This is a genomic window from Pseudomonas sp. E315 (genome assembly GCF_055406205.1).
Genome location: NZ_JBUZPJ010000007.1, coordinates 111,843 through 136,442, shown reverse-complemented (window position 1 = coordinate 136,442; position 24,600 = coordinate 111,843). Strand labels below are relative to the sequence as shown.

The following is a 24,600-nucleotide window of genomic DNA, read 5'->3' as shown; positions in this document are numbered from 1 at the left end:
AATGGTCACCGCAGCTGCTGAGTTGACTGATCAAGAAGCCAAGGTTGCTCAGATGCTGGGTGATGCTTGGAATGAATACCTGAAGTTGCCCATTGAACATCCGATGGGACAGAACGAGTTTTGCAGCGCTATCCATGCCTGCCAGAACATGGTGTTAGCCAGATGTGGTGTGCGGGCTTTTAAGTCCACCCAGTCAGCAGCGTTGGAGGTTAAGTGATGGGTATTTACAAAGACGTGATGGGCACTCTGGTGCGCGTGCTTGCAGCAGACAACATCGACAACTCAACCAAGCAGAGCTGGCAGAAACTGATTGATGCCGAACTGCGCTCTGGCGGGCAGGGCGCTGGTATCTCGGTGCGTGACAAATTCGACTATGACTGCTGCCTGTATGCCTTATTGCACCGTGAACTGGTCCCGGCGCATTGGGATGTTCTGGTGGCGAAGTACTCGACGCACAAGGCCAACAAGGTCGGGGCAATAGGGCGGTTAATCAGCCGGATTGCCTCACCAGCACCGCAGCTGTTTATCTACAAAGCCGTGACTGCCTGGGCCATTCCGAAGCTTAAGGGCGTTCAGTCTGGTAAGCGTTCCACTGACATGATCGTGCTGCCTGCCGAGTTCTATGACATGAACACTTGGGATCTTGAGGCTTCACCTGAGCGCACTCGACGAGACTGGAGGGCTGGCATTGGTAAACGCTTGGAAGCTCTTGAAGAAGGGGCTGTGATCCATGCCACTGAGATATTCGACGTGGAAGAAATCTTTATTGATGCCGCTTGACTGACTCGCCGACTCGCCGTAAATTAACCCCATCATGTCGATTTTGCGCGTTATGAGGATCGACCAGCTAAAGCCCTGCCATTGAGCGGGGCTTTTTGCTTTCTACAGTTCATCGAGCCCTGGCATTTGCCGGGGCTTTTTCGTTTTCGGCCCCGCCACACCCGTAGCTCCAAGCCGGGAGTGCAGTCGGGGCTGAACTTCTTTCACTCCCCGCAAGGGAGGACACCGGATGCCTCATATGCCTGATAAGCCAGACACCTGGGTGATCGCGCTCGCGTGGCTGAGTCAGCACTCGCCGACGATCTACGCGGCGTTAGCATCAGCCGCGATGGCAGTGGCCCGCATCATCTACGGTGGTGGTACACGGCGACAGGCGTTGTTCGAAGCAACCATCTGCATGCTGCTAACCACCAGCCTGATCGCAGTGCTGGAGTACTTCGGCTTGCCGTCCAGCCTCGCAACACCAGCAGGTATCTGGATTGGTTTCTTGGGTGTGAAGAAGATCGCCGAGATGGTTGACCGCTTCGCTGACTTCAAGCTGCCACGGCGATCTGACTGATGGCCTGTAACGGATGCGCCGCCCGGCGCGAACGACTCAACAAGTGGAAGGCGATCGCATATGAGCGAGCAGCAGAACTCCTTGGCTGGCCTGCTAAGCCAGGTGCTGGCCGAACAGATCAGGCAAACAGCGATCCTCGAACGGATAGCGACTCAACAAACCCACTTGATCACAGCGTTGGCAGATGACGGTGATGGTGACGAGTCAGACGCTATCGCCCAAACCTACTTGAGCGGCGCACCTGTCCGTCATTGGCCTTGAGCCGCTTAAGGACGCTGGGCACGCGGCTTCAACCGCAGGCTAATCGTCTTGCCACAGCAGTGCCAGGGTCTTGGCGTACAGGCAAGACCACATCAAGTCAGCGCGGCTACAACTACGAATGGCAGAAAGCACGACTGGTTCACCTCAATGACAACCCGCTCTGTGTGTACTGCCAGCGTGAGGGAAGGGTGGCAGCAGCTAACACAGTCGACCATGTCGTGGCTCACCGAGGTGATATGACGATCTTCTGGGATCGCGACAACTGGATGAGCTTGTGTGCCCCCTGCCACTCATCGAAGAAGCAGCGCGAAGAGGCTCAAGGGTTCTGAGTTGGCTTGCGGCACGCCAACTCCCCTTGAATTAAGGGGGGGGTGGTCAAAATATGGGAAGCGCCATTGCTCTAGACCACCCCCCCTCTCACGCGCAGATTATTTCCCCTTTTTGAAAAAGGAATTCAGCAAATGGCAGGCGTTAAAGGCAAGAGTGGAGGCGCTCGCCCCAACTCTGGCGGCGCTCGGCCGGGCGCTGGGCGCAAAAAGAAGGTCCCAGCAGAATCAGCAAATTGCACAGCGGTAACTGTAGAGATGGAAGCGCAGCCGCACGGCGGGGCGTTGAAGCGCGAAAGGGCGGTCCCGGTTGAGGCTCCGGAGATGGATATGCTGTCGTTGCTGACACGAATTGCCCTAGGGCAGTTGGACGCAAGTCCGATACAAGTCCGAGCGGCCATCGCCGCAGTTCAATACACCCACGTCAAAAAAGCAGATGGCGGCAAGAAGGATGAGAAACAAAAAGCCGCCGAGCAGGCTGCTGGAAAATTCTCCCGACAAGCACCTCCCAAATTAGTCGCAACGAACGGTAAGCAGGTTTAAATATGGAGTGGTCAACAGCATGCCCCGACTGGGAGCGGCGGTTGATCGCCCGCGAATCAATTATCCCGCCACCGATATTTGTTGAAGAAGCTGAGCGCGCCCTTGCTATTTTCAAGGAGCTTCGAGTTCCCGATCTCCCAGGCAAGCCTCGAATGGCTGACTGTTGTGATGAATGGGTGTTTGACTTTGTACGCTGCATTTTTGGTGCTTATGACGCGGAGATTGGCAAGCAACTGATTCGTGAGTTTGGGTTGCTAATCAGCAAGAAGAACACGAAGAGCACCATTGCCGCAGGAATCATGCTGACGGCATTGATCTTGTGTTGGCGTGAGGAAGAAGAACATTTGATTCTGGCGCCAACCCGTGAGGTTGCCGACAACGCATTCAAGCCCGCCGCTGCAATGGTTCGCGCTGATGAAGAGTTGTCAGCGATGTTCCATATTCAGGACCACATCAGAACCATTACAGATCGCACGACCCGAAATTCGTTGAAGGTTGTCGCGGCTGATACGGATACCGTCTCTGGCAAAAAGTCCGGCAAGGTCCTGGTAGATGAGCTTTGGGTTTTCGGTAAGCGCGCCAGTGCCGAGTCCATGTTTATGGAAGCTCTCGGCGGGCAAATTTCCCGCGAAGAAGGCTGGGTCATCTTCCTGACAACCCAGAGTGATGAACCTCCTGCGGGTGTGTTTAAGGAGCGACTGAGCTATTGGCGCAAAGTCCGAGACGGCGAGATTCTTGATAAAAAGACGCTGGGCGTTCTGTATGAATTTCCCCTGCAAATGATTGAGGATAAGGCCTACCTCAGGTCTGAAAATTTCTACATCACCAACCCCAACATAGGCCGCTCGGTGAGCGCCGAGTGGTTGGGGGACGAGCTCAAGAAAAAGCAAGGCGCCTCAGACGGTACGCTCCAGCAGTTTCTGGCTAAGCACCTCAATATCGAGATAGGCCTTAACCTGCGTTCTGACCGTTGGGCCGGTGCGGAATTCTGGGAGGTACAGGCTGCGCCAGAAGGGTTGACCTTCGAACAGCTGATCGACCGATCCGAGGTTGTTGATGTCGGTATCGATGGCGGCGGGCTGGACGATCTTCTCGGCTTTGCAGCGGCAGGCCGCGACAAGCTGACCCGTCAATGGGTGCTCTGGACACATGCCTGGGCTCACCCGTCAGTACTTGAGCGGCGAAAAAGCGAAGCTCCGCGCTTCAAGGACTTCGCCGCCAACGGCGACTTGACCCTGGTGGAAAACATCGGTGAGGACGTGCAAGAGGTTGCCGAGTTGGTGGCCAGAGTCGAGGCGGCGGGCTTGCTCGACAAGGTCGGGCTCGACCCTTCGGGCATTGGCGCCATTCTTGACGCGCTCGCAGAGGCCGGGATTCCCGAAGACAAAATCATCGGTATCAGCCAAGGCTGGAAACTCAACGGCGCGATAAAAACGACCGAGCGAAAACTGGCCGAGGGCGGCTTGATTCATGGCGGGCAACCCATGATGGCCTGGTGCTGTGGCAACGCGCGTGTGGTACCGGCCGGAAACGCCATTCTCATCACCAAGCAAGCTTCAGGCTTGGCGAAGATCGACCCATTAATGGCGGCCTTCAACGCCATCTCGCTGCTGTCGCTCAATCCCCAAGCCCAAAGTGGGCTCGACAATTATCTGGCTGATGGGTTCTTCGGACTCGTTGGCTCGAACTCATAGGCTGAATATGGCATCTCGTTGGTACAACCCGCTGTCATGGCGCATGTTCGGCTACACCGATCCAGTCACGGGTGAGCACGTCGAAGTAGACCTTGAAGTCGGCGGTAGAAAAACCAAGGCCGGTGTCCGGGTAACGACCAAGACCGCACTGTCCATCAGTATGGTTTGGTCGTGTGTAAAGATCCTTTCTGAGTCTCTTAGTGGTCTGCCCTTAAAGCTGTATCAGGACACGGACAAGGGGCGCGAGTTAGTGCCTCGTAATGATCGGGCCTTGAAGCTGCTGCGAAAGCCAAACCCGTACATGACCATGTTGAACTTCCTCAAGTTCGTTGTGGTGAACATGGCAATTCGAGGTAATGCGTTCGCACTTATCGAGCGCAATACTCATGGCGATCCTATCGGTTTCGTGCCACTGGATGGCAGGACAGTAACCATCGATACCGATGACGACTTGCTCTATTGGGTAACGCCCAGCAAAGGGGATCAATACCCCGTCTCGCCTGAAAACATGCTCCATTTTAAGCTTTTCAGCATGGATGGCATTGTCGGCTTATCCCCGCTTGAACATCAGGCCGAAACCATGGGACTTGCCTCGGCTGGCCAGCAATGGTCAGCGCGATTCATGCGCAAGGGCGGCTTCACAGGTGGCTATGTCATCTACAAACAGTTCCTGACCAAGGCCCAGCAGACCCAAGTCATGGAAAAGTTTCCCGATGTGCGCAAGGCGGACGCCGACGACATCGGGAAAATGGCCATTCTTCAGGGTGATCCCACCATTGTTCCGGCCGGGATCACACAGAAAGACGCCCAGTTCATTGAGTCTCAGCAATTTCAAGAAGAAGCACTTGCTGGCATCTACGGCGTGCCGCTGTGGCTGGCAAACCGGGCAGGCAAGACTTCGATCATGGGGTCAAACCTGGAGCAGCAGCTAACCGGATTTATCACCTTCGGCCTCAAGCCTTTCATTGACGTTGTGGAAGACGAGTTTAACGACAAGGTCTATCGACTCTCATCCCGCTTTGCTGAGTTCGCAGTTGAAGGCTTACTTCGCGCGGACAGTGCTGGGCGTGCGGCCTACTACAAAGCTGCTCTGGGCGGCTCGGGTGGCTCGGGTTGGATGTTCATCAACGAAGTGCGCACAAAAGAAAACCTGCCTCCCCTTGAAGGCGACGAATACAACCGAGTCACCCGATGGGAGATGGATAAAAATGGCGAATCTTGAGGTTCCCTTTGAACTCAAATCAGTGGATGACGCTGGCAACTTCGAAGGTTATGCAGCGGTTTTCAACAACGTCGACTTAGGCGATGACGTGATCCTGCCCGGCGCTTTCACTCGCGTGAAAACCACCCGCAGCGGGAAGCTGAAACTGGCGCTGTACCACGACCTAACGCGGCTGGTTGGGCTTGCCGACTACACCCAAGACGATCACGGCCTTCTCGTAAAGGGCAAGATCAACTTGGCTGTGAGCTATGCGCGCGATGCCTACGAGCTTATGAAAGCCGAGGTACTCGACAGCATGTCTATTGGGTTTAACACCATCAAAGCGGATTTTGAAGACCGAGCCGGTCGGCGTGTTCGCATCATCAAGGAGGCTGAACTGTGGGAAGCCTCCTTTGTACCGTTCGGCATGAACCCTGAGGCACACGTCCTCAGCGTCAAGTCAGATATCAGGCTTTTCGAGAACGCCCTGCGCGAACGTATGGGCTTGTCTCAGAAAGAGGCGGCTACGGTCGCTTCGCTCGGCTACCCCGCGCTGCGCCGTGATGGCGGCAGTGAGGCCACGGTGATCGTGGAAGAGCTGAAACAACTATCCACGCTATTCACCCACCATTTCGGAGTGTCGCAATGAGCGAAGTAAAAGAACTGAAAGAATCCCTTGAGCTGCAACTGAAAACTGGCTTCACCGGTTTGCAGTCCAAGTATGACGCTGCCATTGCTGAGGTCGAAAAGGGCAACAAAGTCACTACTGACCTAAAGACCCAGATCGATAATCAAAAGGGCGAGTTGCAGCGTGTAATTGACCAGGTGCAAGACCTGGAGCAGAAGGGCGTCAAACTGCGCGGCCAGCCGGGCGAGGCCAAATCCTTTATTGATCTGGTAGGCACCCACGATACTTACAAAGGCCTGCAACAGAAAAGCGTCAGCCTGGCCGAAATCGAAGTGACCAAGTCCGACTTGGCTAGCATGAAAGAAATGAAGGTGGGCAGCGCCGGGCTTGTTGCGCCGACTTACGATCCAGTGATCCAGCCCGGTATTCGCCAAGAGCTGCGAATCCGCGACCTGCTCACCACCATCCCCGTGACGGGCCAGAACTACACCTACTTTCGCGAGAACGTGCATACGCGTGGTGCCGCACCGGTTGCCGAGGGAGGCCTGAAGCCAACCAGTAATGTCACCTTCACCACCGAAACGGATCGGGTCAAAAAAATCGCGGTCTGGATGCCCGCTACAGACGAGGTGCTCTCTGACGTACCTCAGATGTTCGCTTACTTGCAGCAACTGCTGCGCTACGACCTCAAGCTTGAAGAAGAGGGGCAGATCCTCAAAGGTGACGGTACCGGCGAAAACCTCAACGGCTTGATGACTCAGGCGACCAGCTACAACGCGGCGTTGAGCAAGGCCGGTGACACCGCCATTGATCTGGTGCGTCGCGCTATCTACCAGGTGCGCAAGCAGTCGCAAATGTCAGCCGACGGCGTGGTCATGACCGAACTCGACTGGATGAACATCGAGTTGCAGAAAGATGGCGAGAACCGCTACCTGTTCGCCAACCTGCAAGGTTTGGTCACCCCAATCCTGTGGGGGCGTCCGGTCATTACTTCGGACAGCATGGATGAAGGCGAAGCGGATGTTGGCGGCGAGTTCCTCGTGGCCAACTTCGCACGCTCGACCACGCTATTCGACCGCATGTCGTTCCAGTTCAAAATGGGCTTGATCAACGATCAGTTCATCCGTAACGAAATCGCCCTGCTGGTGGAAGAGCGTCTTGGTCTCGGCGTGCGCCGCAAAGAAGCTCTGGTCAAAGGTAAGTTCCCAACCGCTGCATAAGCCCAAACAACTGATGAATGGCCGGTCTCTCGCCGGCCTTTTTCGTTTCAGGAGAAATCATGAAAATTAAAGCGATTTGGGGTTTTGTCGGTAACGGAGCGCTTCTTGGGCATAACTCGAACAAGGTGAAAGCCGGTACTGTTTTTGAAAACGCTGATGACGAGTACGGCCATACCCTGATCGGCAAAAGCTTGGCTGTCGAACTTGATGGCAGCGGTAAACCTCGCTTTTTCAAACCCAAAGAAAGCAAGCCGGTTGCACCGCGAGAGGACAAGGCCGCCGAAAAAGAAGCCGCAGAAAAAGTAGCGGCCGAAAAGGTATTGGCTGACAAGGCTGCCGCGAAAGAGGCCAAGTAAATGATTGAGCTGGCCCGCATAAAACTGCATTTGCGGCTGGAGGGTGACGAAGACGATTCACTTGTATTGGGCTATGTCGACGCAGCTAAAGCTCATGTGACCATGCACTGTGACAGAGAACTGGTTGATGGCGCACCAGTTGAGCCCGATCAAATGGGGCTTACGCCGGATGTAGAGCAGGCCATTTTGCTGCTCGTCGGCCACTGGTACGCCAATCGTGAGGCGGTAGTTACAGGCGTCTCGTCCTCAACGGTGCCGCTGGCTGTAGAGCGGTTACTCATGTACAGGAAGCGATATTAATGAGAGCTGGCCCCTTACGACACCGTTGCACGCTTCTCAGCTATGCCGAAATAAAAGATGAGTTGGGTCAGCCTTCTAAAGAATGGATCGACCTCGGTAAGCTTTGGGCAGAAATCAATATTCCTTCGGGCCGGATGTACATGGCTGCTTCGCAAATGCAGGCTCAGGTCAGTGCTGAAATCAATATTCGGTACCGAAAAGATGTGAGGGCAGGGCAGCGCTTGAGACACCACACAACGCTTTACGAAATCATCGCGCCGCTGCCCACCAATCAGCGGGACATGCTCAAGCTTATGTGCAAAACGGTGACCCTCAATGAGTAATGGCTCAGTTAATATCCTTGGCTTAGGCGAGTTGCAAGCCGACTTTGAACGCTTATCCCGAGCGACGGGCAACAAAGTTGTGCGTGATGCAGTTATGGCCGGTGCGCGCATCGCTCGTGATAAGGCCAGAGCAGCGGCACCGGTACGCACCGGTAAGCTTAAGAAAAACATTACCGTCACCCGACTAAAGCAAGCTGATACCCCTGGAGGTGCAACAGCTGGCTTGCGCGTGAAGCGCCCGGCCGGGAAAACAGTACGCGCCATCAAAGGTCGAGGAAAAAAGAAGCGCACCCGTAAAACGGATTACCAATCCCCTTACTACTGGCGCTTCATTGAGTTTGGCACTTCAAAAATGCCCGCCGCTCCTTTCATGCGTCCCGCTTGGGACAACAGCCTGCCGCAGATCGAAAAAGCCGTCACCGACAAGCTGGCCCAAGGCATCGACAACGCCATCACCGGGTAACCCCATGATCGAAACATCACTGATCGACAGGCTCTCGCCGCTGGTCGAGGGGCGCGTGTACTTCGGCGTTGCCCCCGAGGGCGCCGCGCTGCCGCGTTTAATCCTGCAAACCGTCAGCGAAGGCACGGGTTTCACCCTGACCGGCTGGGACGGCTCCAGCGATGTCAGCATTCAGGTGGACGCGTGGGGTGCCAGTCATTTGAAAGCCCTGACCCTTGCGCGACAGGCCTTTAGCGCGATGACCACGGATGGCGAAGACTTCACCACCGGCAGTGCAGATCGGCTGCCGGACGCCTTCGAAAGCGACACCAAACTCTACAGCGTGAGCTGGGAATACACCCTGCAACCTTAAACAGGAGGCCGTATGGCCGCTCAAACCCCAACCAAAGCAAAGTTTGTTAAAACGCAGGGCACGAAGCTTAAAGTTTCGAAGCTCACCACTCTCAATCCGAAAGACCCTGACCTGGAGTGGGCAGACCTTTCCGTCACCATCAAACAGCCGCAGTTCCAGGGTGGCCAGTCGGACGAGATTGAAACCACCACCTTGGCCAGCGAAGCCAAAGAATTCACCACCGGCTTGGCCGATAACGGCACATTCAGCATGGCCGGCAACTGGAAGGCTGACGACGAGGCGCAAACCGTACTGCGTACCGCTCGTGACGATGGCGAGCCCCGAGCGTTTCAAACGGTGTTCAAAGATGGCACAGCCTCGGACTTCTTGGGCCTGGTCACCCAGTTCACGTGGGACGCTGCACCCAACGGCACCGTAAACGGCACGTTTAACGTGCGAATCACCGGCTCCGTATCTTTTGACATGCCGGTGGTGCCGTAATGGCCCGCGTTAAAGCCGCAGCAGGCGGCCTTCGCGCATTTGCGCTCGATCCACTGCGCAACTTCAAGCACGAAACCATTGCCGTGGCCGAGTGGGGCGGCGCCGAGGTAACCATCCGTGCCCTCAGCGCGGGTGATTGGGTTGAATACCGCCGTCGTGCGGCTGAGCTGGTGTCTGCTGCCCGTGTTGATGCAGGGCTGAGCGCTCGCGCCGTCGAAGTTACCGAAGGCGAAGACGCCTCACCAGAGCCTCAGGTAGAGATCAACCCCAACGAGCTGTATGCCTTTGTGTTGGTCCGCACCTTGTTCGACGAGGCCCAGCAACGCGTGTTCACTGACGATGACATTGATGAGGTGGTCGAGGCGTTTAGCCCAGTGCATGACCGCCTTTCAGCCAAGGCTTTCGAGCTGAGTGGGGTTGGCGTGACGGCGGATGATCCCGACCCGGTGGACGCAGCGGGAAACGACTAACGGAGGAACCAGCGCTGGCTTTCATGCTTGCGCTGGCCCTCCGACTGGGCATGACCTTGCACGATCTGCGCGAACAGATGAGCGCCGAAGAACTCATGTTGTGGATGGCTTACGACAGGGTGTCGCCGATTGCTGACATTCGTGGGGATATTCAGGCATCTATCGTTGCCGCATCGACGCTACAGGCTCAAGGCGCGAAAGTGACCGCCTCGGACATGATGCCGAAATGGGCACCTGAAAAAGTGCTGCCGGTGGATGAAGAGCAGGAAGCAGCAGAAGGGGAGGCCTCATTTATCGCCTACCTGAAAGGTATGAGCGCTGGTTGAAAACCCTTAGGGTTCGAGGTTGTCCGCTCGCGGTGGTAAAGTTGGGTTTTTGCATCTGGACGAACGGACTCATGAGATTTATTAACAAAACATTATTATGTGTAGTCTTGATTGGTTTTTTTCCCAGAGTGTTTGCCTCTACACCTGAGAAAATAGTCCAATGCGATGGTTATACAGTGGTTAAAAATGGAGATGTAGCTGGTGATCAGGTTAATTTTTCTGGTGTTTTTAATATTGGCCAAGAAGCTGTATTAATGGTGCAGGGAGATACGCTGAGGTTTGCGAAATCTTATAAGATTGATCCCGAGTTGACGCTGCCAGAAAGAACTGGATATGGATCGAATAAGGGTAACTTGTTTCTGCATTTGAATACCGGAAAGCTTGAGATATTTAATAGCCGATTCGAAGAGTATCCAGTGGGTACTGTTATTGAACATACAATAGCCACATGCAAGCCATATATTGTAAATAACGTATTCAAGTGATTGTATTACTGATTGATTTTAAACCCGCTACGGCGGGTTTTTTAATTCCCGGAGAAAAGCATGGCAGGCCAAACCCTTCGCAAGCTGATTGTGAGCGTCTCTGCGGAAACCGGCGCGTATCAGCGTGAAATGGCCCGTGCAGGGCGTATGGGTCAAAGCTATTTTCGGACAATCACCAGTGGAAACCGTCAAGCTGCTGATGGGTGGCGCTCACAACAAGCCGCGATTAATGCACAAAACTCTGCTGTTTCATCTCTAACTCAATCGGTAAGCGGATATGCAACTGTAATGGTGGGGGCGCTTGCAGTTGGCAACCTTATTCGTCAAGCAGATGCGTGGAACTCTATCAATGCACGCTTGAAGCTGGCAACGTCGAGCACAGCCGAGTTCAAAGAAACACAACAAGCCCTGTTTGATATTAGTCAGCGGACCACCACGTCTTTTGCGGATAACGCTAACCTTTACACTCGTTCTTCTCGCTCATTGAAGGAGTATGGGTTTTCCACGCAAGAATCCATAAAATTTACAGAAGCTTTGGCTACCAGCTTTCAGCTTTCTGGCTCAAGTGCTGAAGAAGTCACTTCTGTAACTACACAGCTCAGTCAGGCACTGGCTAAAGGCGTTTTACGCGGACAAGACTTTAACAGTGTGAGTCAGAGTGGTGGTCGGGCGATGATGGCCCTTGCTGATGGTTTGGGTGTCACCACCGGCGCACTTAAAGATATGGCCGATAAAGGCCTTTTAACGACTGACAAGCTTGTTCCAGCTATCGTAGGGCAACTTGCTAAACTCCGCGAGGAGTACAGCAAAATGCCGCCTACTATAAGCGGTTCGATGCAAGTTATGGATAATGCTTTTCAGGCATGGGTGGGTGGTGCAGACGGTGCGACAGGGAGCACAGTGCTGTTTTCAAAAGCCATCGTGTTTATGGCTGACAATATTGGGTTGTTGGCTTTAACGGGGGCAGCCGCCGCGATTGGCGCGCTTGCAGGCAAATCATTGTTAGCTGCGCGTGCTGCGCTGGCTCATGCGGCATCACTGATAAAAGTCAGGTCTGAATCCATCGGAGTTGCCCGCGCCACCTTCGTTGTTGCGGACTCACAGGTAATCTATGCAAAAGCTCAGCTAGCAGCAGCCCAAGCCACTGTAGCTGCCGCTACGGGCATGAAGCGCTTGAGCCTTGTGCAGACCGAGTTAGTTCCCAAGCAAATAGCGGCGACCGCTGCAATTAATGCTCAAACAATTGCTCAGAGCAACCTCAATAAAGCGATGGCACTCACTTCTGGTGGTGCATTGCTGGGTGTATTGGGAGGTCCGGCAGGGCTGGCAATAACTGCTGCGACAATCGCGGCCAGTTTTTTGCTCTTTAGCGACAGTGCCGACAAAGCGGGCGATGCCGCTGTTGATCTGAAGCGTCCGATTGAAGAGCTGCGCAAGGAGTGGGAAGCCCTTGGCAACGCGCAGCGCCGTCCGATTCTAGACAAACTGATCCAGGAGCAGGCCGAAGCAAAGACGCGCGCTGCGGATATTCTCAGGGACATGCAGGCCATCGCCGAACAAAGAACAGGTCACGGCCCGCAAAGATTTCAGGCCGGTCAGTTTCAGCGAACTGCCGCATCCGTGAATTTTCGGCGCGGGATACAGGGCGGGGTCGATATCGATTCGGCCACACAGAATCTCGTCCAGAACATTAAGCCCACCGCCGACCTGACCAGCCAGCTACAGGATCTGGCGAGTAAGTATCAAACTAACATCGACAAGGTTTACATCTTCGGCACACAGATTTCATCGATGACCTCGGTCATGAACAGCGCCCAAGGTGCTGCCGAAGCGCTTGGTACTGGGTTGAATGCCATCAAGCCGCCCGATGCTGCCACCACTGATGCATGGATGAAGCGCATCGATGCGCTCAAGGAAAAAACCGAAAAGCTGAAAGACCCCACCGAGCTGGGCGAAATCAACCGTTTGGGCGCCAAACAAGGGCTGGCACAAACCCCGGAAGGGTTGGCGTTACTGTCTCAGGCTCAAGCGGCAGCGAAAGCAGCAGATGCCAGCGAGCTGGCCAAAAAGTCCCAAGAGGATGCTGCTCGCAAGGCAAAACAAGCGGCAGATGATTCGGCGCGCCAAGCCAAGCAACTGGAAGACAACTACAGCCGAACCCTGCGAACGCTCAACGAACAGGCCGATGTTCATGCCACCAAAACCGAGCTGGCCAAGATCGAGTTTGAGACCACCAAAGGCACGCTGAGCAAGCTGGATGCAGCAAAAAAAGTTGATTTGCAGCGTGCTGCAATTGCTGTCGACAACCTCAACACTCAGAAGTCTTACAAAGACCTGATGAGTGACGTGCAGCGTCAGGAAGACAGCTTGCTCGCCACTACGCGCAAGCGTTTTGCCGAGTTGGCCAAGCTGAACGCGCAGGGCGGATTGACCTCGGATCAGTACCGCGCAGGTGCCGATGCAATCTCAAAGGCCTCTGTGGGTAAGAACACTTCGCCTACGTTCACTGGCTTGGATTCGTCTATCGGCGGGCCGGGCGGCGAACTGATCAAGGTGGCTGAGGCTGACAAGGAGTTGGCCAAGTGGCACGAGAAGGAGTTGCAGCGGCAAAAAGACCTGCATGACCAGAAGTTGATTAGCGAACAGCAGTATCTGGATCGCAAGGTCGAGATTAACGCGGAAAACAACAAGAAGCTGGAGTCGATTCAGGACGCCTACAAACTTGGCTCCATTGCCGTTTTTGCCGATCTGACCAGCAACGCTGCGGACATGATGAAGCAGATGGCTGGTGAAGGCTCAACAGCCTACAAGGTGCTGTTTCTGGCCAGTAAGGCGGCGGCAATTGCTCAGGCGATGGTCAGCACTGAGGTGGCAGCGGCCAAAGCTTTGGAGCTTGGGCCAATTATGGGCATTCCAGCTGCCGGGCTGATTCGCGGCTTGGGCTACGCGTCGGTAGGCATGATTGCCGCTACGGCAATTGCAGGTTTCTCTGACGGTGGCTACACCGGCGCAGGCGGTAAGTACGAGCCTAAAGGCGTAGTCCACGGCGGCGAGGTAGTGATTCGCAAAGAGGTTGTCGATCAGCCCGGCATGAAGGATTACCTGATCGGGCTGAACAAAAGTGGCAAGCCTGGCTATTCCAGTGGTGGCTTTGTCGGAAACTCAAGCTTGTCCTCAAGCCTCAGCTCAGCGCCTGCCGCAGCCAGCGATCTACAGATGCAGCCGAAGATCAGCATCACCATAAATGCCGATGGCACGGCGAGTACTGAGGCTTCGCCAGGCTATGAAGAACGCGCAATGATCATTGCAAGGGCAGTCCTTGCGGCGGATGGGCCGAACATGGTCCGTAGCGGGATCATGCGCGAGAAAGGCCAAAACGGCCTGCTCGATCCAAATAACCGGAGAAACGGCTAATGGCAGAGGTATTCACCTGGTCGCCACGGGTTGGCTCGTCTGGTGATTCACAGCCCGACATTCTCCAATCGAAGTTTGGCAACGGCTACAGCCAGCGCCTTTCGGTTGGGATCAACAACATCGCCGGTTCTTATGCGGTGTCGTTCACGGGCAACGAAGCCTACATCCGGGCCATCAAGGCGTTCTTCATCAAGCACAAAGGGGCGAATCACTTCCTGTGGACGCCACCACTTGAGGCGCGGGGCGCGTTTATCACCACTGGAGGCTGGCAAGTTCAAACCTTGGGCAATAAAAAATACACCCTTAGCACCACCTTTCAGCAGGTATTCAACCCATGATCACCTTGGACAACCAGAAGCTGGAGCCCGGCGCGCTGATCCAGCTAATCGAACTGGATGGCGAAGCGCGGGGCATGGGCATTTTGCGGTTTCATGCGCATCAGCAGTCGACACCGATTATCTGGAAGGGCGAGCGCTACCTGCCCAGACCTTACGAGACGGGCGGCTTTGGGCGCAGCGTGGAAGGCAACTCGTCAACGCCGATACTGAAAATCAGCAACATCGACGGCACGATCACCGCGCTATGCCGCCAGTTTCAGGGCATGAGTGGGGTCAAGCTTACGGTTCGTCAGACCTATGCCAAGTACCTCGATGCCGCAAACTTCTCCGAGGGCAACCCCACGGCCAGCAGCATGGAAAAGCTGGATATCTCGTACATCAATCAGGTCACCAGCCTGGGCCGGGAAGAGGTGCTGTTCTCACTGGCACCCCCCACCGCGGTGAAAGGGCAGAAGCTCCCCGGCGGCCTGATCATGAACCGCTGCGAGTGGTGCCTGTGGGGCGAGTATCGCGGGCCGGACTGCAATTACACCGGCATCAAGATGTTCGACCTCGACGGCAACCCGGTGGATGACCCTGCGCTTGATCGTTGCAGTGGTCTGCCGAGTGCGTGTGAGCTGCGCCACGGACGCGGCAATCCGCTGCCATTTGGCGGGGTGCCAGGCGCTTCGCTTATTGGATAGGTAATTCATGAACAAAACTATGCTCAAACAGATTCAGGCCCACGCGGCAGCTGAATTTCCCAAAGAAAGCTGCGGGGTGGTGATTCGCGAGGCGGGCCGCTTGAAGTACGTGCCATGCCGCAACGATGCCAAAACCCCCAGCGAGCACTTCATCATCAACCCCGGCGACAAATGCGATGCCGAGGACCGGGGCGAGGTGACGATGATCATTCACAGCCACCCGGACGTGCCGCCCATCCCGAGCATGACTGACCGGGTCAGCTGTGAGCTGCACGAAAAACCGTGGGGCATTATCAGTTGGCCCTCTGGCGAGTACTTCGAGTTCAAGCCTTGCGGCTATCAGGCGCCGCTGATTGGCCGTGAGTTCGGCCACGGTCTGCTCGACTGCTACGCCCTGTGCCGGGACTACTACGAGCGCGAACACGGCATTGAGCTGCCGAACTACCCGCGCCGGGATGGCTGGTGGAATGATGGCGAAAGCCTGTACGAGAAATACTACGAGGACGCCGGGTTCTACCCCGTGTCCGTGCCGCGCAAGGGCGACATGTTGGTGATGCAGATCAACGCTGACGCCCCGAACCATGCGGGCATCTACCTCGATGACGGCCTGTTGGCCAGTGACCCGGAGTTGCACCCCGCGCCGGGCACATTCCTGCACCACCGCTACAACAAGAAATCCACCCGCGATGTGTACGGCGGCATGTGGGCCGACTACACCGTGCTGATTCTTCGCCACCAGCGCATGCCGGAGGTTGACTGATGGCCATGAAAACCATGATCCGCCCGCAACCTTTGGTGGTGCTGGTGATGCTTTACGGCGTGCTGGGTGCCCGGTTCGGGCGCGTGCATCACTTGGCCGTTGCCTCAAGCGCCGAAGCGATCCATGCCCTGTGCGTGAAAATCCCCGGCTTCAAACGGTTCTTGCGGTTTTCCGAAGAGCGCGGCCTGAGTTACGCCATTTTTCGCGGCAAGAAAAACCTCAGCGAAAGCGAAATGGACATGCGCCAGGACACCGCCGAGCCCATCCGCATTGCGCCGATTGTGATTGGCAGTAAGGGCGGCGGCTTGTTCGCCACCATTGCAGGCCTGGCACTGGTGGTTATTGGCGCAGTCACCCAGCAGTACTACCTGGCGGCTGCGGGTGTCGGCCTGATGATTGGCGGTATCGCCATGAGCATGTCGCCATCGCCAGTGGGGATGCTGGACAAGGAGGGCGACGGCAACAAACCGTCCTACGCCTTTGGTGGGGCAGTGACCACGATGGCTCAGGGCCGCTGCAAGCCTTTGCTTTATGGCGAACGTGACATTGGCGGCGCCCTCATCTCAGCCGGTGTCTTCTCGGAAGATCAGCAGTAAGGAAAACGCATGTCCAAGACCGTAACAGCGCCCGCTGCAAAGCGCCGGCGCCGGCCTTCTGCTGCCCGCGTTTCAGGTGCCAAGGGCGGCGAAGCAAAGCCCTATACCCCGTACAAAGCGCCTGATACCGCGCTGTCGGTTGCTACCGTCAAACTGCTCTACGCCCTGAGCGAAGGTCCAATTGTTGGGCCAGTAAACGGCAATAAGTCAGTGAAGCTCAACGGCACACCTTTGCTCTCGCCAGATGGCAGCGAAAACTTTCCGGGCACGATTTGGGACTTTCGCGCTGGCACTGTCGATCAGGATCACATCGCAGGCTTTCCGGCCATTGAGAACGAGGCCTCTCAAGGCCTGCCCATTGAACTGAAATCCGACAACGCCTGGACGCGTGCGATCACCGACCAGCAACTGTCGGCCTTTCGTATCCGCCTGTCATGGCCACAGATTTGGCAGGTCAAAACCAACGGTGACCAAGTCGGCTACCGCATCGACTACGCGATTGACCTGTCCGTCGACGGTGGCAGCTATCAGACCGTGCTGTCGGCCACGCTCAATGACAAGGGCACCACCGAGTACGAACGAACGCACCGGATCGACCTGCCGGAAGGCTTCACCAGTGCGCTGGTGCGCGTGCGCAGGCTTACCCCCAACCGCAATGACAATAACTATGCAGACCTGATGCGGATCAAGGGGCTGACCGAGGTCATCGACAAAAAGCTGCGCTACCCGAATCTGGCTATTGGTGGTCTCCAGTTCGACGCCAAACAGTTTCAGGACACGCCGAAGTTCAGCGCCCTGATGCGTGGCCGGATTATTCAGGTGCCCACCAACTACGATCCGCCAACCCGCACCTACACCGGGGACTGGAATGGCACCTTTAAACTGGCCTACACCAACAACCCGGTCTGGATCTGGCGCGACCTGCTGTTGCACCGCCGTTATGGGCTGGGGCGGCGCATCACTGCCGACATGGTCGACCACTGGACGCTCTACGAGATTGGCCGCTACTGCGACGTGATGGTGTCTGATGGCAAAGGAGGTCTACAGCCGCGCATGACCACCAACGTCTACATCCAAGACTCCATCGAGGGCTATGCGCTGCTGTCTGACTTGGCAAGCGTGTTCCGGGGCAGCAGTTGCTGGAACGGCTCGCAGGTCACGATGGTGGCCGATATTCCCGGCAACGAAGACGGCTACGTGTTCACTCGCTCCAACATCATCGGCGAATTTGAATACGTCGCCGCCGCGCTGCCTGACCGCCACACACGGGCCAAAGTGGCATGGGACAACCCTGAAAACGAATTCAAGACCCAGCCCGCGCCCGTGACCAATGACAATCTCATCGGCGCGCTTGGCCACCGGATGCTCGACATCTCCCGGTTCGGCTGCACCGTCGAAGGCGAAGCCATTCGCCACGGCATTTGGGCGCTGAAATCCGAAGAATATGAAGAGTGGTCGGTCAGCTTCACCACCGGCATGGAAGGGCGAAACGTCGAGCCGGGGCAAATTATCTGCGTGGCCGATGAGCTGTTTTCTGGCCGCCCGAACGGTGGACGCATCAGCGCTGCCACCAAGCGCGTGATCACCCTGGACATTGATGCCGAAGTGCATCAGGAAGATCGGCTGATCCTCAACTTGCCCAGCGGCAAGTCCGAAGGGCGCATTGTTAAATCAGTCTCTGGCCGCTTGGTCACCGTGATGGCGGACTATTCCGAGCAGCCCGAGCCTGAGTGCAGCTGGTCTGTAGAAAGCGCTGATCTGGCGGTTATGCGCTTTCGGGTGCAGACCATCGAGCCTCAAGGCCTGCACCAGTTCAAAATCGCCGCCACCCAGCATGAGCCGCTGAAATACACGGCCATCGACACCGGGGCTCGCATCGATCCGCAGCCCACCAGCATTATCCCGCCCGGCGTCATGACGCCACCCAAAGGCATCACCCTGGAAGCGCGCAGCGTGGTCTCGCAAGGGATCGCGGTCACCAGCATGCGCATCACCTGGGAGTCGGTGCCGGGTGCCGTCGCCTACAACGTCGAGTGGCGCAAAGACAGCGGCAACTGGATACGCCTGCCGCGTACCGGCAGCCTTGGCGCAGAAGTCGAAGGGATTTACAGCGGGCGATACCTTGCCCGGGTGAGTTCAGTCAACGCGATGGATGTGGCTTCTATCTGGGGCAACAGCGCGGAAGTCGTGCTCAACGGCAAGGTAGGCTTGCCACCGGCAGTCACCCACCTGACCACCGAAAGCCTGGTCTACGGCATCCGCTTTAACTGGGGTTTTCCACCGGGTGCAGAGGACACGCAGCGCACCGAGATTTGGCAGGGCACCGCCAACAGTTTGGAGGCAGCAACCAAACTGGGCGATTACGCCTACCCGCAGGCGCGGCACGAGATGCAAAACATCGTGCCCGGTACCAGTCTGTTTTTCTGGGCGCGGCTGGTGGATCGCTCGGGCAATATCGGGCCGTTCTTCCCGGAGAAATTCGGGATCAATGGTCAGCCGAGCTCGAAGGAAACCGAGTATGAACAGTACTTTTTGGGAAAGATTCAGGAGTCCGCCTTCGGTCAGGCGTTGCTCGATAAGATCGAGAAAATTGAGCTCATCGACGGTGATGGTCCGGGTTCAGTCAACGAACGGTTGGAGGCTGCGAAGCAGGAGCTGGCAGAGCTGATCAAGGACGTCACCGATGCGCTTGAGTACGACAACACCAAGGCCTACGCCTCGGGCGACGTGGTGCGGCTGGGCAACCGTTTGTTCCAGGCCATTGTGGCAACCAAGGGCCATCCGCCACCTGATGCGACCTATTGGATGGACATGGGCACGCTGGCCCAAACCACTAACGCACTGGTACTCCAAGTTCAGAAAAACTCGGCCAGCATCATCGAGCAGGACGGCAAGATCACCGCGCAGGGCAAGCAGATCAGCGCGATCAACGCCAAAATCACAGACCCGAAGACGGGGCTTGAAGCCACGGCCAGCGGGCTTGGCTCGTTGACCAGCACCGTCGAAACCCTCGACGGCAAGGTCAAGGCCACGGCAGAAAAGGTTGATGGGGTTTACGCCTTCGTCGACTCCGGCTCTGCGGGTGATGAAAGCGGTAGCGCTGGGGACAGCAGAACCTCGGCCGGTGCTGAGTCGCTTATGTCGGTGATTGCTGAGCGGGACTTTGCGCAGTCGCTTCGCACCGACATTGTTCAGGCTCAGGTGGGTGAAAACGCAGCCACCATCCTAGATGTGTCCAAGGCTGCCGCCGATGCGAACTCAGCCACGGCGTCAAAGGTCAGCCAGTTGGACGCCAAGGTCGAGAGCAATGCCGCCACCTTCAAATCCGAGACCACGGCGTTGGCCAATGCTGACAAAGCATTGACTCAGAAAATTGACACCGTTCAAGCAGCGTCTGGCGAAAACTCAGCCGCAGTACAGCAGGTCAGCAAAGCGGTGGCGGATGTAGATGGCCGGGTGTCTGCGCAAACCACGATCAAGGCTGAAACCATTGCGGGCGGGCGCAAGGTCATGGCAGGGCTGTCGATTGCGGCGGGTGACACCTCCGAGATTCTGGCCTTCGCCCAGCGCTTTGCCATCATCGACGAGGTCACCGGCCAGCTTCGCGCGCCCTTTATCGTGCAAGGCGGTCAGGTGTTCATCAACTACGCGATGATCGATACGGCGTTTATCCAGAATCTGGTGCTGGGCATGACGCTGCGCTCCAGTGCGGTGAACTCTAAAGGGCTGCCGCTGCTGGAAATCAATATCCCCAAAGGGATGCTGACCCTGCGCAGTGCCGGGGCAGGCGGTTCTACGACACTTAATAACGACGGGCTGCTAGTGCAGGATGAGGCTGACACGGTTCGCCTACGGGCCGGGAAACTAATGCTATGAAATATGGACTAGAAGTGCTCGATGCAAAGGGTGTGCAGACGCTGGGGATGGAGGATTTCACGCTTCAGAAACTGGCTCAGATGACACTCCCCAGCAGCTACGCTAGGGGCGACGGGGTCAGGACGGACTACATTCTGATAGATGTTCCGGGTTATGACTCCGCCACCTGCTTTGTGACCATCACCCCAAAGCTATATTCGCCCAACGCTCAAGGCGCTGGAGCCCCACGCTGGGGATTTGTACCCACTTATAAGAACTTGGGAGGCACGCGCATTGGCATCTACACCTATGCCAACTACAACTCGCTTATTGGGGATGGCGACAAGCGCGTAAATCTGTGGGTGTCACGCGTTGTGGAGTGCGTGGTTGAAGTCGTGAGGGTCGCCTAATGGATTATGGCCTCTCCGTTACAAACGACTATGGCTCTGTGATTATCAGCAGCTCTTATAAAGTGCTGGTGTTTTCAGAACGCGGGCTCTTTCAGATCACGTCCAAGTATTCCGATGGGGAGGGGAGCGGTGAGGTTACGTTTGCCAAGCCTGTGCTCACTCAAGAGCCACCACAGGTTTTTGTTCGCTACATCAACGGTAGGCATGGCGCATTAGCGCTGTACACCACGCTGAGGGGCAAGGCTGGAAACTGGACAGGCTTCAAAGTTACATCTGCTGTTGCTGGGGGATCTGCGCAGCAGAACTACTCAATGGAACACGTTATTTGTAAGTACTCAGACAAGCCCAGCACCGATGTGTACGGACTTGAGGTGTACGACGAACAAGGAAAGATAGCGTTCACCTCCAGCGATAGAATCGTTAAATATAACAAGTTCACCAGAAACTGGAGATGGCAACAGTTTGGTGTCCGCAATCCGCTCCAAGTGTTTCATAGCGATCTTGCCATTGATGCTGACGACTTTATAAGTATCTCCAGCATTGACCGAGGCGTGTCCTGGTATATGGACGGGGTCGATTATGCTGGGCTGAGATTGCTTGATGGAGGAAACCGAGTTCTGGCAATGACAATTAATGCCGTCACAGATGATTACTACGGTGGCTACTGGTATCAAGGAACAAATGGAACAAGCTTTGCCATCCCTGTATGTAAATTCCCAATCGAAAAATATTACAACTGAGCCAAGTCAGGTCACAGCTAAACAATAAGGTATCTCCCACATGGCACGGCAAGAAATCAATTTGGGCACTCCCCCGACAGGCTTGGGTGGCGATCCACCGCGCACGGCCAGTCAGAAAATCAACTTCATGACCAAGGAGCTTTACGACCGTACCGAAGGCATGGGCACAGCGGCTAAACGGGATGTACAAACTTCAAACGTAGACGCAACCGCAGGCCTGCTAATGCCTGTAGGAGCGTTTGGCCTAGGCCTCACAACAACGCCAAGACTACCTGCCGATAATGCCAACGCCTTCTTGGCTTCGGGAAAGTATTTCACTCCGGCTACTTGGACGGGCTCGGTGTTTCCAGCAACACAGAGCAACAACCAAGGGTATTTGGAGGTTCATCCGTGGTCGGCAAGTAACTACGTTAGGCAGCAATGGACTTCTATTGGTGCCGCTGCTGGATTACGCGGTACATTTGAGCGTTTCTGCATTTTTGGTAATTGGGGTAACTGGAGTCGGATATACACAGAAGATACCGTTGCTGGCACCATAGCACTTGGCGGTATAATTGAAAGTGGCTCAACAGTAAATGGTGAGTTCACCAAATTAATAGACGGTACATTGATATGCCGGCTGCCAATAAAGCAAACAGCATATGTGACGGTTAACGTCCTTCGTTATCCGTGGTCGTTTCCTTCCCTTTTTTTGGCGGGGACTGTCCCGAACATATCAATTACAATCCACGGTATCATTGGGATAAATAGGCAAATCTCAGGCGCTGTGCCTATTGGGCCGAGTAACACAGGGATAACACTTGATATTTACTCCAAGGCTCAGTTCGTCGCAGGTGACGAGGTGAATGCGCAGGTAAGCGCCATTGCAATGGGTAGGTGGAAAGCATGAATATTTTATTATCCCCAGTTCGAATGGATGTAGATGTATTCGAGGTAATAAAGAAAGGTGCCTCTCTGTCGGTAAACGGTGAGGTGTACGAATTCTCTCAAATGAGCGATGGCGATACGCTGCCGCGAGAAGCTATTGCTGGCGACCACTTTCCCGGCGATGTAAACATGGATAACGGGGTCATTACACTAACATTGCGCCTACCGCTTCCGTGGAATTACAGCCAAGCGCAAGCATTCCCCGAGCCTCTGTTTAATGTTCCTGACGGCCCAGTCAAACTTCCAGACCCGCTGCCACCCGAGCCTGAGGCGAAAGACCCTGTCATTGAGCAGAAGGAAGCAGTAAATGAGTAACATCGACTGGTCACAACTCATCACCAAGAAGATGAAAGATGGCGAACTGGCCGAGCATGCAAACAGCCTGCATGTAAATGCCGAGCTGCAATGGCAGACCTCTGAAATGGCAGTGATTGCGGATCAGCTTCTCGCAGTAGAAGACGGTGACCCAGCGGCATTGCCCGGCACTGAGCGCGAATGGCGCGACTACCGCATCCAGGTGCGCGCATGGAAGGAAGGGGCCGAAGGCTATCCCGATTCAGAGCACCGGCCAGCACGGCCAAGCTGACAAACACAGCAATACCGAACCCCGCCGAGTGCGGGTATTTTTTTGCCCGGAGAAAGCCATGCCCATCACCGCGCAGCAACTGCTGCAAATCCTCCCGAACGCCGGCCCATCAGCCGGCGTTTTTGTTCCTGCTCTAAACACCGCCATGAACCACTACCAGATCATTGGCACAAAGCGCATCGCAGCCTTCATTGCTCAGATCGGTCATGAGTCCGGCCAGCTCAAATACGTGAAAGAGATTTGGGGGCCCACCAAGGCACAAGCCCGTTACGAGGGCCGCGCTGACTTGGGCAACACGCAACCGGGTGACGGCTCCAAGTACCGTGGTCGTGGATTTATCCAGATCACAGGTCGCGCGAACCACAAGGCTTGTGGCGAAGCGCTGGGCCTTGATCTGATCAACCATCCTGAGCTGCTGGAAAAACCACAGTACGCGTGCATGTCAGCGGCGTGGTATTGGGCGACGAGGGGGCTGAACACTCTGGCGGATGCTGGAAAGTTCGACACGATCACCACGCGTATCAACGGTGGCCAGAACGGCGCGGCGGATCGCCAGATGCTGTACGCCCGAGCGCTTAAGGTGTTGGCGTGATCCCGTGGCGCTGGGTTGGCCTTGCTGTGTTGGTGGGGTGTTCCGTTTTTGCCACATGGAAAGTGGGCTCATGGCGCTACGGCAAGCAACTGGCCAATCTGAGCGCATCACATCAAGCTGACATGACTGCCATTGCCAACGCTGCAACCGCTCAGGTGCGTCAAGCGCTGGAGAAGCAGCAGGCCACCCAAAAGGCCTTGGCCGAACTCGATACCAAAGCGACCACGGAGAAAGCAGATGCTCTCGCTGAAAATGAAAAGCTGCGGGCTGATGTTGCTGCTGGTGATCGCCGGCTGCGCATCGCCGGGCGTTGTAGTGCCGGTAGCAGCAATCTGCCCGATACCACCAGCACCGCCCGCGTGGATGATGGTGGAACCGTCGAACTCACTGGAGCTGCTGGACGAACTGTTTTCGATATCAGGGTCGGGATCATCAAAGACCGGGCAGCCTTGAAGGGGTTGCAGGAGTATGTGCGGGAGGCGTGTCAGTAGCCGCTCGGCTCAAAAAGAATAATTTGCAGTCAAAAATCCGCTTTAAGAATAATGTCGGTTCCGCGCCTACATTGACGGTCGGAAAAATTAGCATGCCTTCTTTGGTGCGCCCGAGAAGCAGGCCTTGAAGCGAATCCCGTTATGGCGGATTCAGGCTCACGACAAGAACGGAGCAGAATATTCCGAAAATTATTTCGGGTGACGCTGGTGGGTTGGGGGTGTGTTCGTTCGGCAGGACGCCGATGACTGGGTGGTGCAAACAGATCCCGTCGAGTTCTTTCAAATTCTTCTATATATAGGGCGCCTTTTTGGGCGGGCCGCCCTTCAGGATCGAACGGCTTCTGTCGACGCAAATTTGCAGCGCGCAAGCAGTTTTATGTAACAATACCAGCAGGTTAGGGCGGCCCTGCAGGACGTCCAGCAAATGCTTTTTAGTACAGC

32 protein-coding genes are annotated in these 24,600 nt (G+C 55.8%); all 32 read left to right on the top strand.

Annotation, left to right across the window (positions count from 1 at the left end):
* Position 1: 1 nt before the first annotated feature.
* The gene (locus ACZRJQ_RS12260; protein ID WP_169839254.1) at positions 2 to 217 is read left to right on the top strand and encodes a hypothetical protein; all 216 of its coding nucleotides are present in this window, start codon (positions 2 to 4) and stop codon (positions 215 to 217) included.
* The gene (locus ACZRJQ_RS12255; protein ID WP_463978621.1) at positions 217 to 780 is read left to right on the top strand and encodes a hypothetical protein; all 564 of its coding nucleotides are present in this window, start codon (positions 217 to 219) and stop codon (positions 778 to 780) included. The genes ACZRJQ_RS12260 and ACZRJQ_RS12255 overlap by 1 nt, the downstream gene beginning before the upstream one ends.
* 229 nt (positions 781 to 1,009) lie before the next feature.
* Positions 1,010 to 1,339: a phage holin, lambda family gene (locus tag ACZRJQ_RS12250; protein WP_463978620.1), complete on the top strand. Its 330-nt coding sequence runs from the start codon at positions 1,010 to 1,012 to the stop codon at positions 1,337 to 1,339.
* A gap of 60 nt (positions 1,340 to 1,399) precedes the next feature.
* On the top strand, positions 1,400 to 1,600 hold the full coding sequence (locus ACZRJQ_RS12245) for a hypothetical protein (protein WP_463978619.1): 201 nt from the start codon (positions 1,400 to 1,402) through the stop codon (positions 1,598 to 1,600).
* Complete coding sequence (locus ACZRJQ_RS12240) at positions 1,597 to 1,929, top strand: HNH endonuclease (RefSeq protein WP_463978618.1); 333 nt, start codon at positions 1,597 to 1,599, stop codon at positions 1,927 to 1,929. The genes ACZRJQ_RS12245 and ACZRJQ_RS12240 overlap by 4 nt, the downstream gene beginning before the upstream one ends.
* Positions 1,930 to 2,061: 132 nt before the next feature.
* Positions 2,062 to 2,469, top strand: a complete 408-nt coding sequence (locus ACZRJQ_RS12235; RefSeq protein ID WP_169862949.1) for a hypothetical protein — start codon at positions 2,062 to 2,064, stop codon at positions 2,467 to 2,469.
* Between the two features lie 2 nt (positions 2,470 to 2,471).
* Positions 2,472 to 4,163 (top strand): terminase large subunit, encoded by a 1,692-nt coding sequence (locus ACZRJQ_RS12230; protein WP_463978617.1) that lies wholly within the window; start codon positions 2,472 to 2,474, stop codon positions 4,161 to 4,163.
* A gap of 7 nt (positions 4,164 to 4,170) precedes the next feature.
* Complete coding sequence (locus tag ACZRJQ_RS12225) at positions 4,171 to 5,385, top strand: phage portal protein (protein ID WP_463978616.1); 1,215 nt, start codon at positions 4,171 to 4,173, stop codon at positions 5,383 to 5,385.
* Positions 5,372 to 6,013, top strand: a complete 642-nt coding sequence (locus tag ACZRJQ_RS12220; RefSeq protein ID WP_169862956.1) for an HK97 family phage prohead protease — start codon at positions 5,372 to 5,374, stop codon at positions 6,011 to 6,013. The genes ACZRJQ_RS12225 and ACZRJQ_RS12220 overlap by 14 nt, the downstream gene beginning before the upstream one ends.
* Positions 6,010 to 7,212 carry a phage major capsid protein gene (locus ACZRJQ_RS12215; RefSeq protein WP_463978615.1) on the top strand — a complete coding sequence of 401 codons (1,203 nt, stop codon included), beginning with the start codon at positions 6,010 to 6,012 and terminating at the stop codon, positions 7,210 to 7,212. Before ACZRJQ_RS12220 ends, ACZRJQ_RS12215 begins: the two co-directional genes overlap by 4 nt.
* Positions 7,213 to 7,271: 59 nt before the next feature.
* Complete coding sequence (locus tag ACZRJQ_RS12210) at positions 7,272 to 7,568, top strand: hypothetical protein (protein WP_463978614.1); 297 nt, start codon at positions 7,272 to 7,274, stop codon at positions 7,566 to 7,568.
* Positions 7,569 to 7,868 (top strand): head-tail connector protein, encoded by a 300-nt coding sequence (locus tag ACZRJQ_RS12205; RefSeq protein ID WP_463978613.1) that lies wholly within the window; start codon positions 7,569 to 7,571, stop codon positions 7,866 to 7,868.
* The gene (locus tag ACZRJQ_RS12200; RefSeq protein ID WP_463978612.1) at positions 7,868 to 8,191 is read left to right on the top strand and encodes a phage head closure protein; all 324 of its coding nucleotides are present in this window, start codon (positions 7,868 to 7,870) and stop codon (positions 8,189 to 8,191) included. Before ACZRJQ_RS12205 ends, ACZRJQ_RS12200 begins: the two co-directional genes overlap by 1 nt.
* The gene (locus ACZRJQ_RS12195) at positions 8,184 to 8,654 is read left to right on the top strand and encodes an HK97-gp10 family putative phage morphogenesis protein (protein ID WP_463978611.1); all 471 of its coding nucleotides are present in this window, start codon (positions 8,184 to 8,186) and stop codon (positions 8,652 to 8,654) included. Before ACZRJQ_RS12200 ends, ACZRJQ_RS12195 begins: the two co-directional genes overlap by 8 nt.
* A 4-nt stretch (positions 8,655 to 8,658) precedes the next feature.
* On the top strand, positions 8,659 to 9,006 hold the full coding sequence (gene gp17, locus ACZRJQ_RS12190) for a tail completion protein gp17 (protein WP_463978610.1): 348 nt from the start codon (positions 8,659 to 8,661) through the stop codon (positions 9,004 to 9,006).
* 12 nt (positions 9,007 to 9,018) lie between these two features.
* On the top strand, positions 9,019 to 9,486 hold the full coding sequence (locus ACZRJQ_RS12185) for a phage tail tube protein (RefSeq protein ID WP_169836305.1): 468 nt from the start codon (positions 9,019 to 9,021) through the stop codon (positions 9,484 to 9,486).
* Positions 9,486 to 9,956 (top strand): phage tail assembly chaperone, encoded by a 471-nt coding sequence (locus ACZRJQ_RS12180; RefSeq protein WP_463978609.1) that lies wholly within the window; start codon positions 9,486 to 9,488, stop codon positions 9,954 to 9,956. Before ACZRJQ_RS12185 ends, ACZRJQ_RS12180 begins: the two co-directional genes overlap by 1 nt.
* 23 nt (positions 9,957 to 9,979) lie before the next feature.
* On the top strand, positions 9,980 to 10,282 hold the full coding sequence (locus tag ACZRJQ_RS12175; protein ID WP_463978608.1) for a phage tail assembly protein T: 303 nt from the start codon (positions 9,980 to 9,982) through the stop codon (positions 10,280 to 10,282).
* Between the two features lie 71 nt (positions 10,283 to 10,353).
* Positions 10,354 to 10,767, top strand: coding sequence for a hypothetical protein (locus ACZRJQ_RS12170; RefSeq protein WP_463978607.1), 414 nt, complete (start codon positions 10,354 to 10,356; stop codon positions 10,765 to 10,767).
* A gap of 60 nt (positions 10,768 to 10,827) precedes the next feature.
* Positions 10,828 to 14,181, top strand: coding sequence for a tape measure protein (locus ACZRJQ_RS12165; protein ID WP_463978606.1), 3,354 nt, complete (start codon positions 10,828 to 10,830; stop codon positions 14,179 to 14,181).
* Entirely contained in the window at positions 14,181 to 14,519 is a 339-nt protein-coding gene (locus tag ACZRJQ_RS12160; RefSeq protein ID WP_463978605.1) for a phage tail protein, read from the top strand. The genes ACZRJQ_RS12165 and ACZRJQ_RS12160 overlap by 1 nt, the downstream gene beginning before the upstream one ends.
* A complete protein-coding gene (locus tag ACZRJQ_RS12155) occupies positions 14,516 to 15,202 on the top strand; it encodes a phage minor tail protein L (RefSeq protein ID WP_463978604.1) in 687 nt (228 codons plus the stop codon). The genes ACZRJQ_RS12160 and ACZRJQ_RS12155 overlap by 4 nt, the downstream gene beginning before the upstream one ends.
* 7 nt (positions 15,203 to 15,209) lie before the next feature.
* A complete protein-coding gene (locus ACZRJQ_RS12150; protein ID WP_463978603.1) occupies positions 15,210 to 15,962 on the top strand; it encodes a C40 family peptidase in 753 nt (250 codons plus the stop codon).
* Positions 15,962 to 16,558 carry a tail assembly protein gene (locus ACZRJQ_RS12145; protein WP_463978602.1) on the top strand — a complete coding sequence of 199 codons (597 nt, stop codon included), beginning with the start codon at positions 15,962 to 15,964 and terminating at the stop codon, positions 16,556 to 16,558. The genes ACZRJQ_RS12150 and ACZRJQ_RS12145 overlap by 1 nt, the downstream gene beginning before the upstream one ends.
* 9 nt (positions 16,559 to 16,567) lie before the next feature.
* Positions 16,568 to 20,434, top strand: coding sequence for a TipJ family phage tail tip protein (locus tag ACZRJQ_RS12140; protein WP_463978601.1), 3,867 nt, complete (start codon positions 16,568 to 16,570; stop codon positions 20,432 to 20,434).
* Entirely contained in the window at positions 20,431 to 20,823 is a 393-nt protein-coding gene (locus ACZRJQ_RS12135; RefSeq protein WP_463978600.1) for a hypothetical protein, read from the top strand. Before ACZRJQ_RS12140 ends, ACZRJQ_RS12135 begins: the two co-directional genes overlap by 4 nt.
* Positions 20,823 to 21,563, top strand: coding sequence for a hypothetical protein (locus ACZRJQ_RS12130; RefSeq protein WP_463978599.1), 741 nt, complete (start codon positions 20,823 to 20,825; stop codon positions 21,561 to 21,563). The genes ACZRJQ_RS12135 and ACZRJQ_RS12130 overlap by 1 nt, the downstream gene beginning before the upstream one ends.
* 40 nt (positions 21,564 to 21,603) lie before the next feature.
* The gene (locus ACZRJQ_RS12125; RefSeq protein ID WP_463978598.1) at positions 21,604 to 22,452 is read left to right on the top strand and encodes a pyocin knob domain-containing protein; all 849 of its coding nucleotides are present in this window, start codon (positions 21,604 to 21,606) and stop codon (positions 22,450 to 22,452) included.
* On the top strand, positions 22,449 to 22,805 hold the full coding sequence (locus ACZRJQ_RS12120) for a hypothetical protein (RefSeq protein ID WP_463978597.1): 357 nt from the start codon (positions 22,449 to 22,451) through the stop codon (positions 22,803 to 22,805). The genes ACZRJQ_RS12125 and ACZRJQ_RS12120 overlap by 4 nt, the downstream gene beginning before the upstream one ends.
* Positions 22,798 to 23,076, top strand: coding sequence for a hypothetical protein (locus ACZRJQ_RS12115; protein WP_463978596.1), 279 nt, complete (start codon positions 22,798 to 22,800; stop codon positions 23,074 to 23,076). The genes ACZRJQ_RS12120 and ACZRJQ_RS12115 overlap by 8 nt, the downstream gene beginning before the upstream one ends.
* A gap of 58 nt (positions 23,077 to 23,134) precedes the next feature.
* Entirely contained in the window at positions 23,135 to 23,668 is a 534-nt protein-coding gene (locus ACZRJQ_RS12110) for a glycoside hydrolase family 19 protein (RefSeq protein ID WP_463978595.1), read from the top strand.
* Positions 23,665 to 24,159: a lysis protein gene (locus ACZRJQ_RS12105; protein WP_463978594.1), complete on the top strand. Its 495-nt coding sequence runs from the start codon at positions 23,665 to 23,667 to the stop codon at positions 24,157 to 24,159. Before ACZRJQ_RS12110 ends, ACZRJQ_RS12105 begins: the two co-directional genes overlap by 4 nt.
* Positions 24,160 to 24,600 lie beyond the last annotated feature (441 nt).

Excerpts from the sequence above, each read along its gene's own strand:
- ACZRJQ_RS12125 (WP_463978598.1), top strand. The coding sequence starts at position 21,604 with ATGGCACGGCAAGAAATCAATTTGGGCACTCCCCCGACAGGCTTGGGT.
- ACZRJQ_RS12170 (WP_463978607.1), top strand. The coding sequence starts at position 10,354 with ATGAGATTTATTAACAAAACATTATTATGTGTAGTCTTGATTGGTTTT.
- ACZRJQ_RS12210 (WP_463978614.1), top strand. The coding sequence starts at position 7,272 with ATGAAAATTAAAGCGATTTGGGGTTTTGTCGGTAACGGAGCGCTTCTT.
- ACZRJQ_RS12255 (WP_463978621.1), top strand. The coding sequence starts at position 217 with ATGGGTATTTACAAAGACGTGATGGGCACTCTGGTGCGCGTGCTTGCA.
- ACZRJQ_RS12130 (WP_463978599.1), top strand. The coding sequence starts at position 20,823 with ATGGATTATGGCCTCTCCGTTACAAACGACTATGGCTCTGTGATTATC.
- ACZRJQ_RS12215 (WP_463978615.1), top strand. The coding sequence starts at position 6,010 with ATGAGCGAAGTAAAAGAACTGAAAGAATCCCTTGAGCTGCAACTGAAA.
- ACZRJQ_RS12175 (WP_463978608.1), top strand. The coding sequence starts at position 9,980 with ATGCTTGCGCTGGCCCTCCGACTGGGCATGACCTTGCACGATCTGCGC.
- ACZRJQ_RS12165 (WP_463978606.1), top strand. The coding sequence starts at position 10,828 with ATGGCAGGCCAAACCCTTCGCAAGCTGATTGTGAGCGTCTCTGCGGAA.
- ACZRJQ_RS12260 (WP_169839254.1), top strand. The coding sequence starts at position 2 with ATGGTCACCGCAGCTGCTGAGTTGACTGATCAAGAAGCCAAGGTTGCT.
- ACZRJQ_RS12230 (WP_463978617.1), top strand. The coding sequence starts at position 2,472 with ATGGAGTGGTCAACAGCATGCCCCGACTGGGAGCGGCGGTTGATCGCC.
- ACZRJQ_RS12225 (WP_463978616.1), top strand. The coding sequence starts at position 4,171 with ATGGCATCTCGTTGGTACAACCCGCTGTCATGGCGCATGTTCGGCTAC.
- ACZRJQ_RS12135 (WP_463978600.1), top strand. The coding sequence starts at position 20,431 with ATGAAATATGGACTAGAAGTGCTCGATGCAAAGGGTGTGCAGACGCTG.
- ACZRJQ_RS12110 (WP_463978595.1), top strand. The coding sequence starts at position 23,135 with ATGCCCATCACCGCGCAGCAACTGCTGCAAATCCTCCCGAACGCCGGC.
- ACZRJQ_RS12235 (WP_169862949.1), top strand. The coding sequence starts at position 2,062 with ATGGCAGGCGTTAAAGGCAAGAGTGGAGGCGCTCGCCCCAACTCTGGC.
- ACZRJQ_RS12205 (WP_463978613.1), top strand. The coding sequence starts at position 7,569 with ATGATTGAGCTGGCCCGCATAAAACTGCATTTGCGGCTGGAGGGTGAC.
- gp17 (WP_463978610.1), top strand. The coding sequence starts at position 8,659 with ATGATCGAAACATCACTGATCGACAGGCTCTCGCCGCTGGTCGAGGGG.
- ACZRJQ_RS12145 (WP_463978602.1), top strand. The coding sequence starts at position 15,962 with ATGGCCATGAAAACCATGATCCGCCCGCAACCTTTGGTGGTGCTGGTG.
- ACZRJQ_RS12155 (WP_463978604.1), top strand. The coding sequence starts at position 14,516 with ATGATCACCTTGGACAACCAGAAGCTGGAGCCCGGCGCGCTGATCCAG.
- ACZRJQ_RS12115 (WP_463978596.1), top strand. The coding sequence starts at position 22,798 with ATGAGTAACATCGACTGGTCACAACTCATCACCAAGAAGATGAAAGAT.
- ACZRJQ_RS12250 (WP_463978620.1), top strand. The coding sequence starts at position 1,010 with ATGCCTCATATGCCTGATAAGCCAGACACCTGGGTGATCGCGCTCGCG.
- ACZRJQ_RS12195 (WP_463978611.1), top strand. The coding sequence starts at position 8,184 with ATGAGTAATGGCTCAGTTAATATCCTTGGCTTAGGCGAGTTGCAAGCC.
- ACZRJQ_RS12180 (WP_463978609.1), top strand. The coding sequence starts at position 9,486 with ATGGCCCGCGTTAAAGCCGCAGCAGGCGGCCTTCGCGCATTTGCGCTC.
- ACZRJQ_RS12120 (WP_463978597.1), top strand. The coding sequence starts at position 22,449 with ATGAATATTTTATTATCCCCAGTTCGAATGGATGTAGATGTATTCGAG.
- ACZRJQ_RS12220 (WP_169862956.1), top strand. The coding sequence starts at position 5,372 with ATGGCGAATCTTGAGGTTCCCTTTGAACTCAAATCAGTGGATGACGCT.
- ACZRJQ_RS12140 (WP_463978601.1), top strand. The coding sequence starts at position 16,568 with ATGTCCAAGACCGTAACAGCGCCCGCTGCAAAGCGCCGGCGCCGGCCT.
- ACZRJQ_RS12185 (WP_169836305.1), top strand. The coding sequence starts at position 9,019 with ATGGCCGCTCAAACCCCAACCAAAGCAAAGTTTGTTAAAACGCAGGGC.
- ACZRJQ_RS12150 (WP_463978603.1), top strand. The coding sequence starts at position 15,210 with ATGAACAAAACTATGCTCAAACAGATTCAGGCCCACGCGGCAGCTGAA.
- ACZRJQ_RS12160 (WP_463978605.1), top strand. The coding sequence starts at position 14,181 with ATGGCAGAGGTATTCACCTGGTCGCCACGGGTTGGCTCGTCTGGTGAT.
- ACZRJQ_RS12200 (WP_463978612.1), top strand. The coding sequence starts at position 7,868 with ATGAGAGCTGGCCCCTTACGACACCGTTGCACGCTTCTCAGCTATGCC.
- ACZRJQ_RS12245 (WP_463978619.1), top strand. The coding sequence starts at position 1,400 with ATGAGCGAGCAGCAGAACTCCTTGGCTGGCCTGCTAAGCCAGGTGCTG.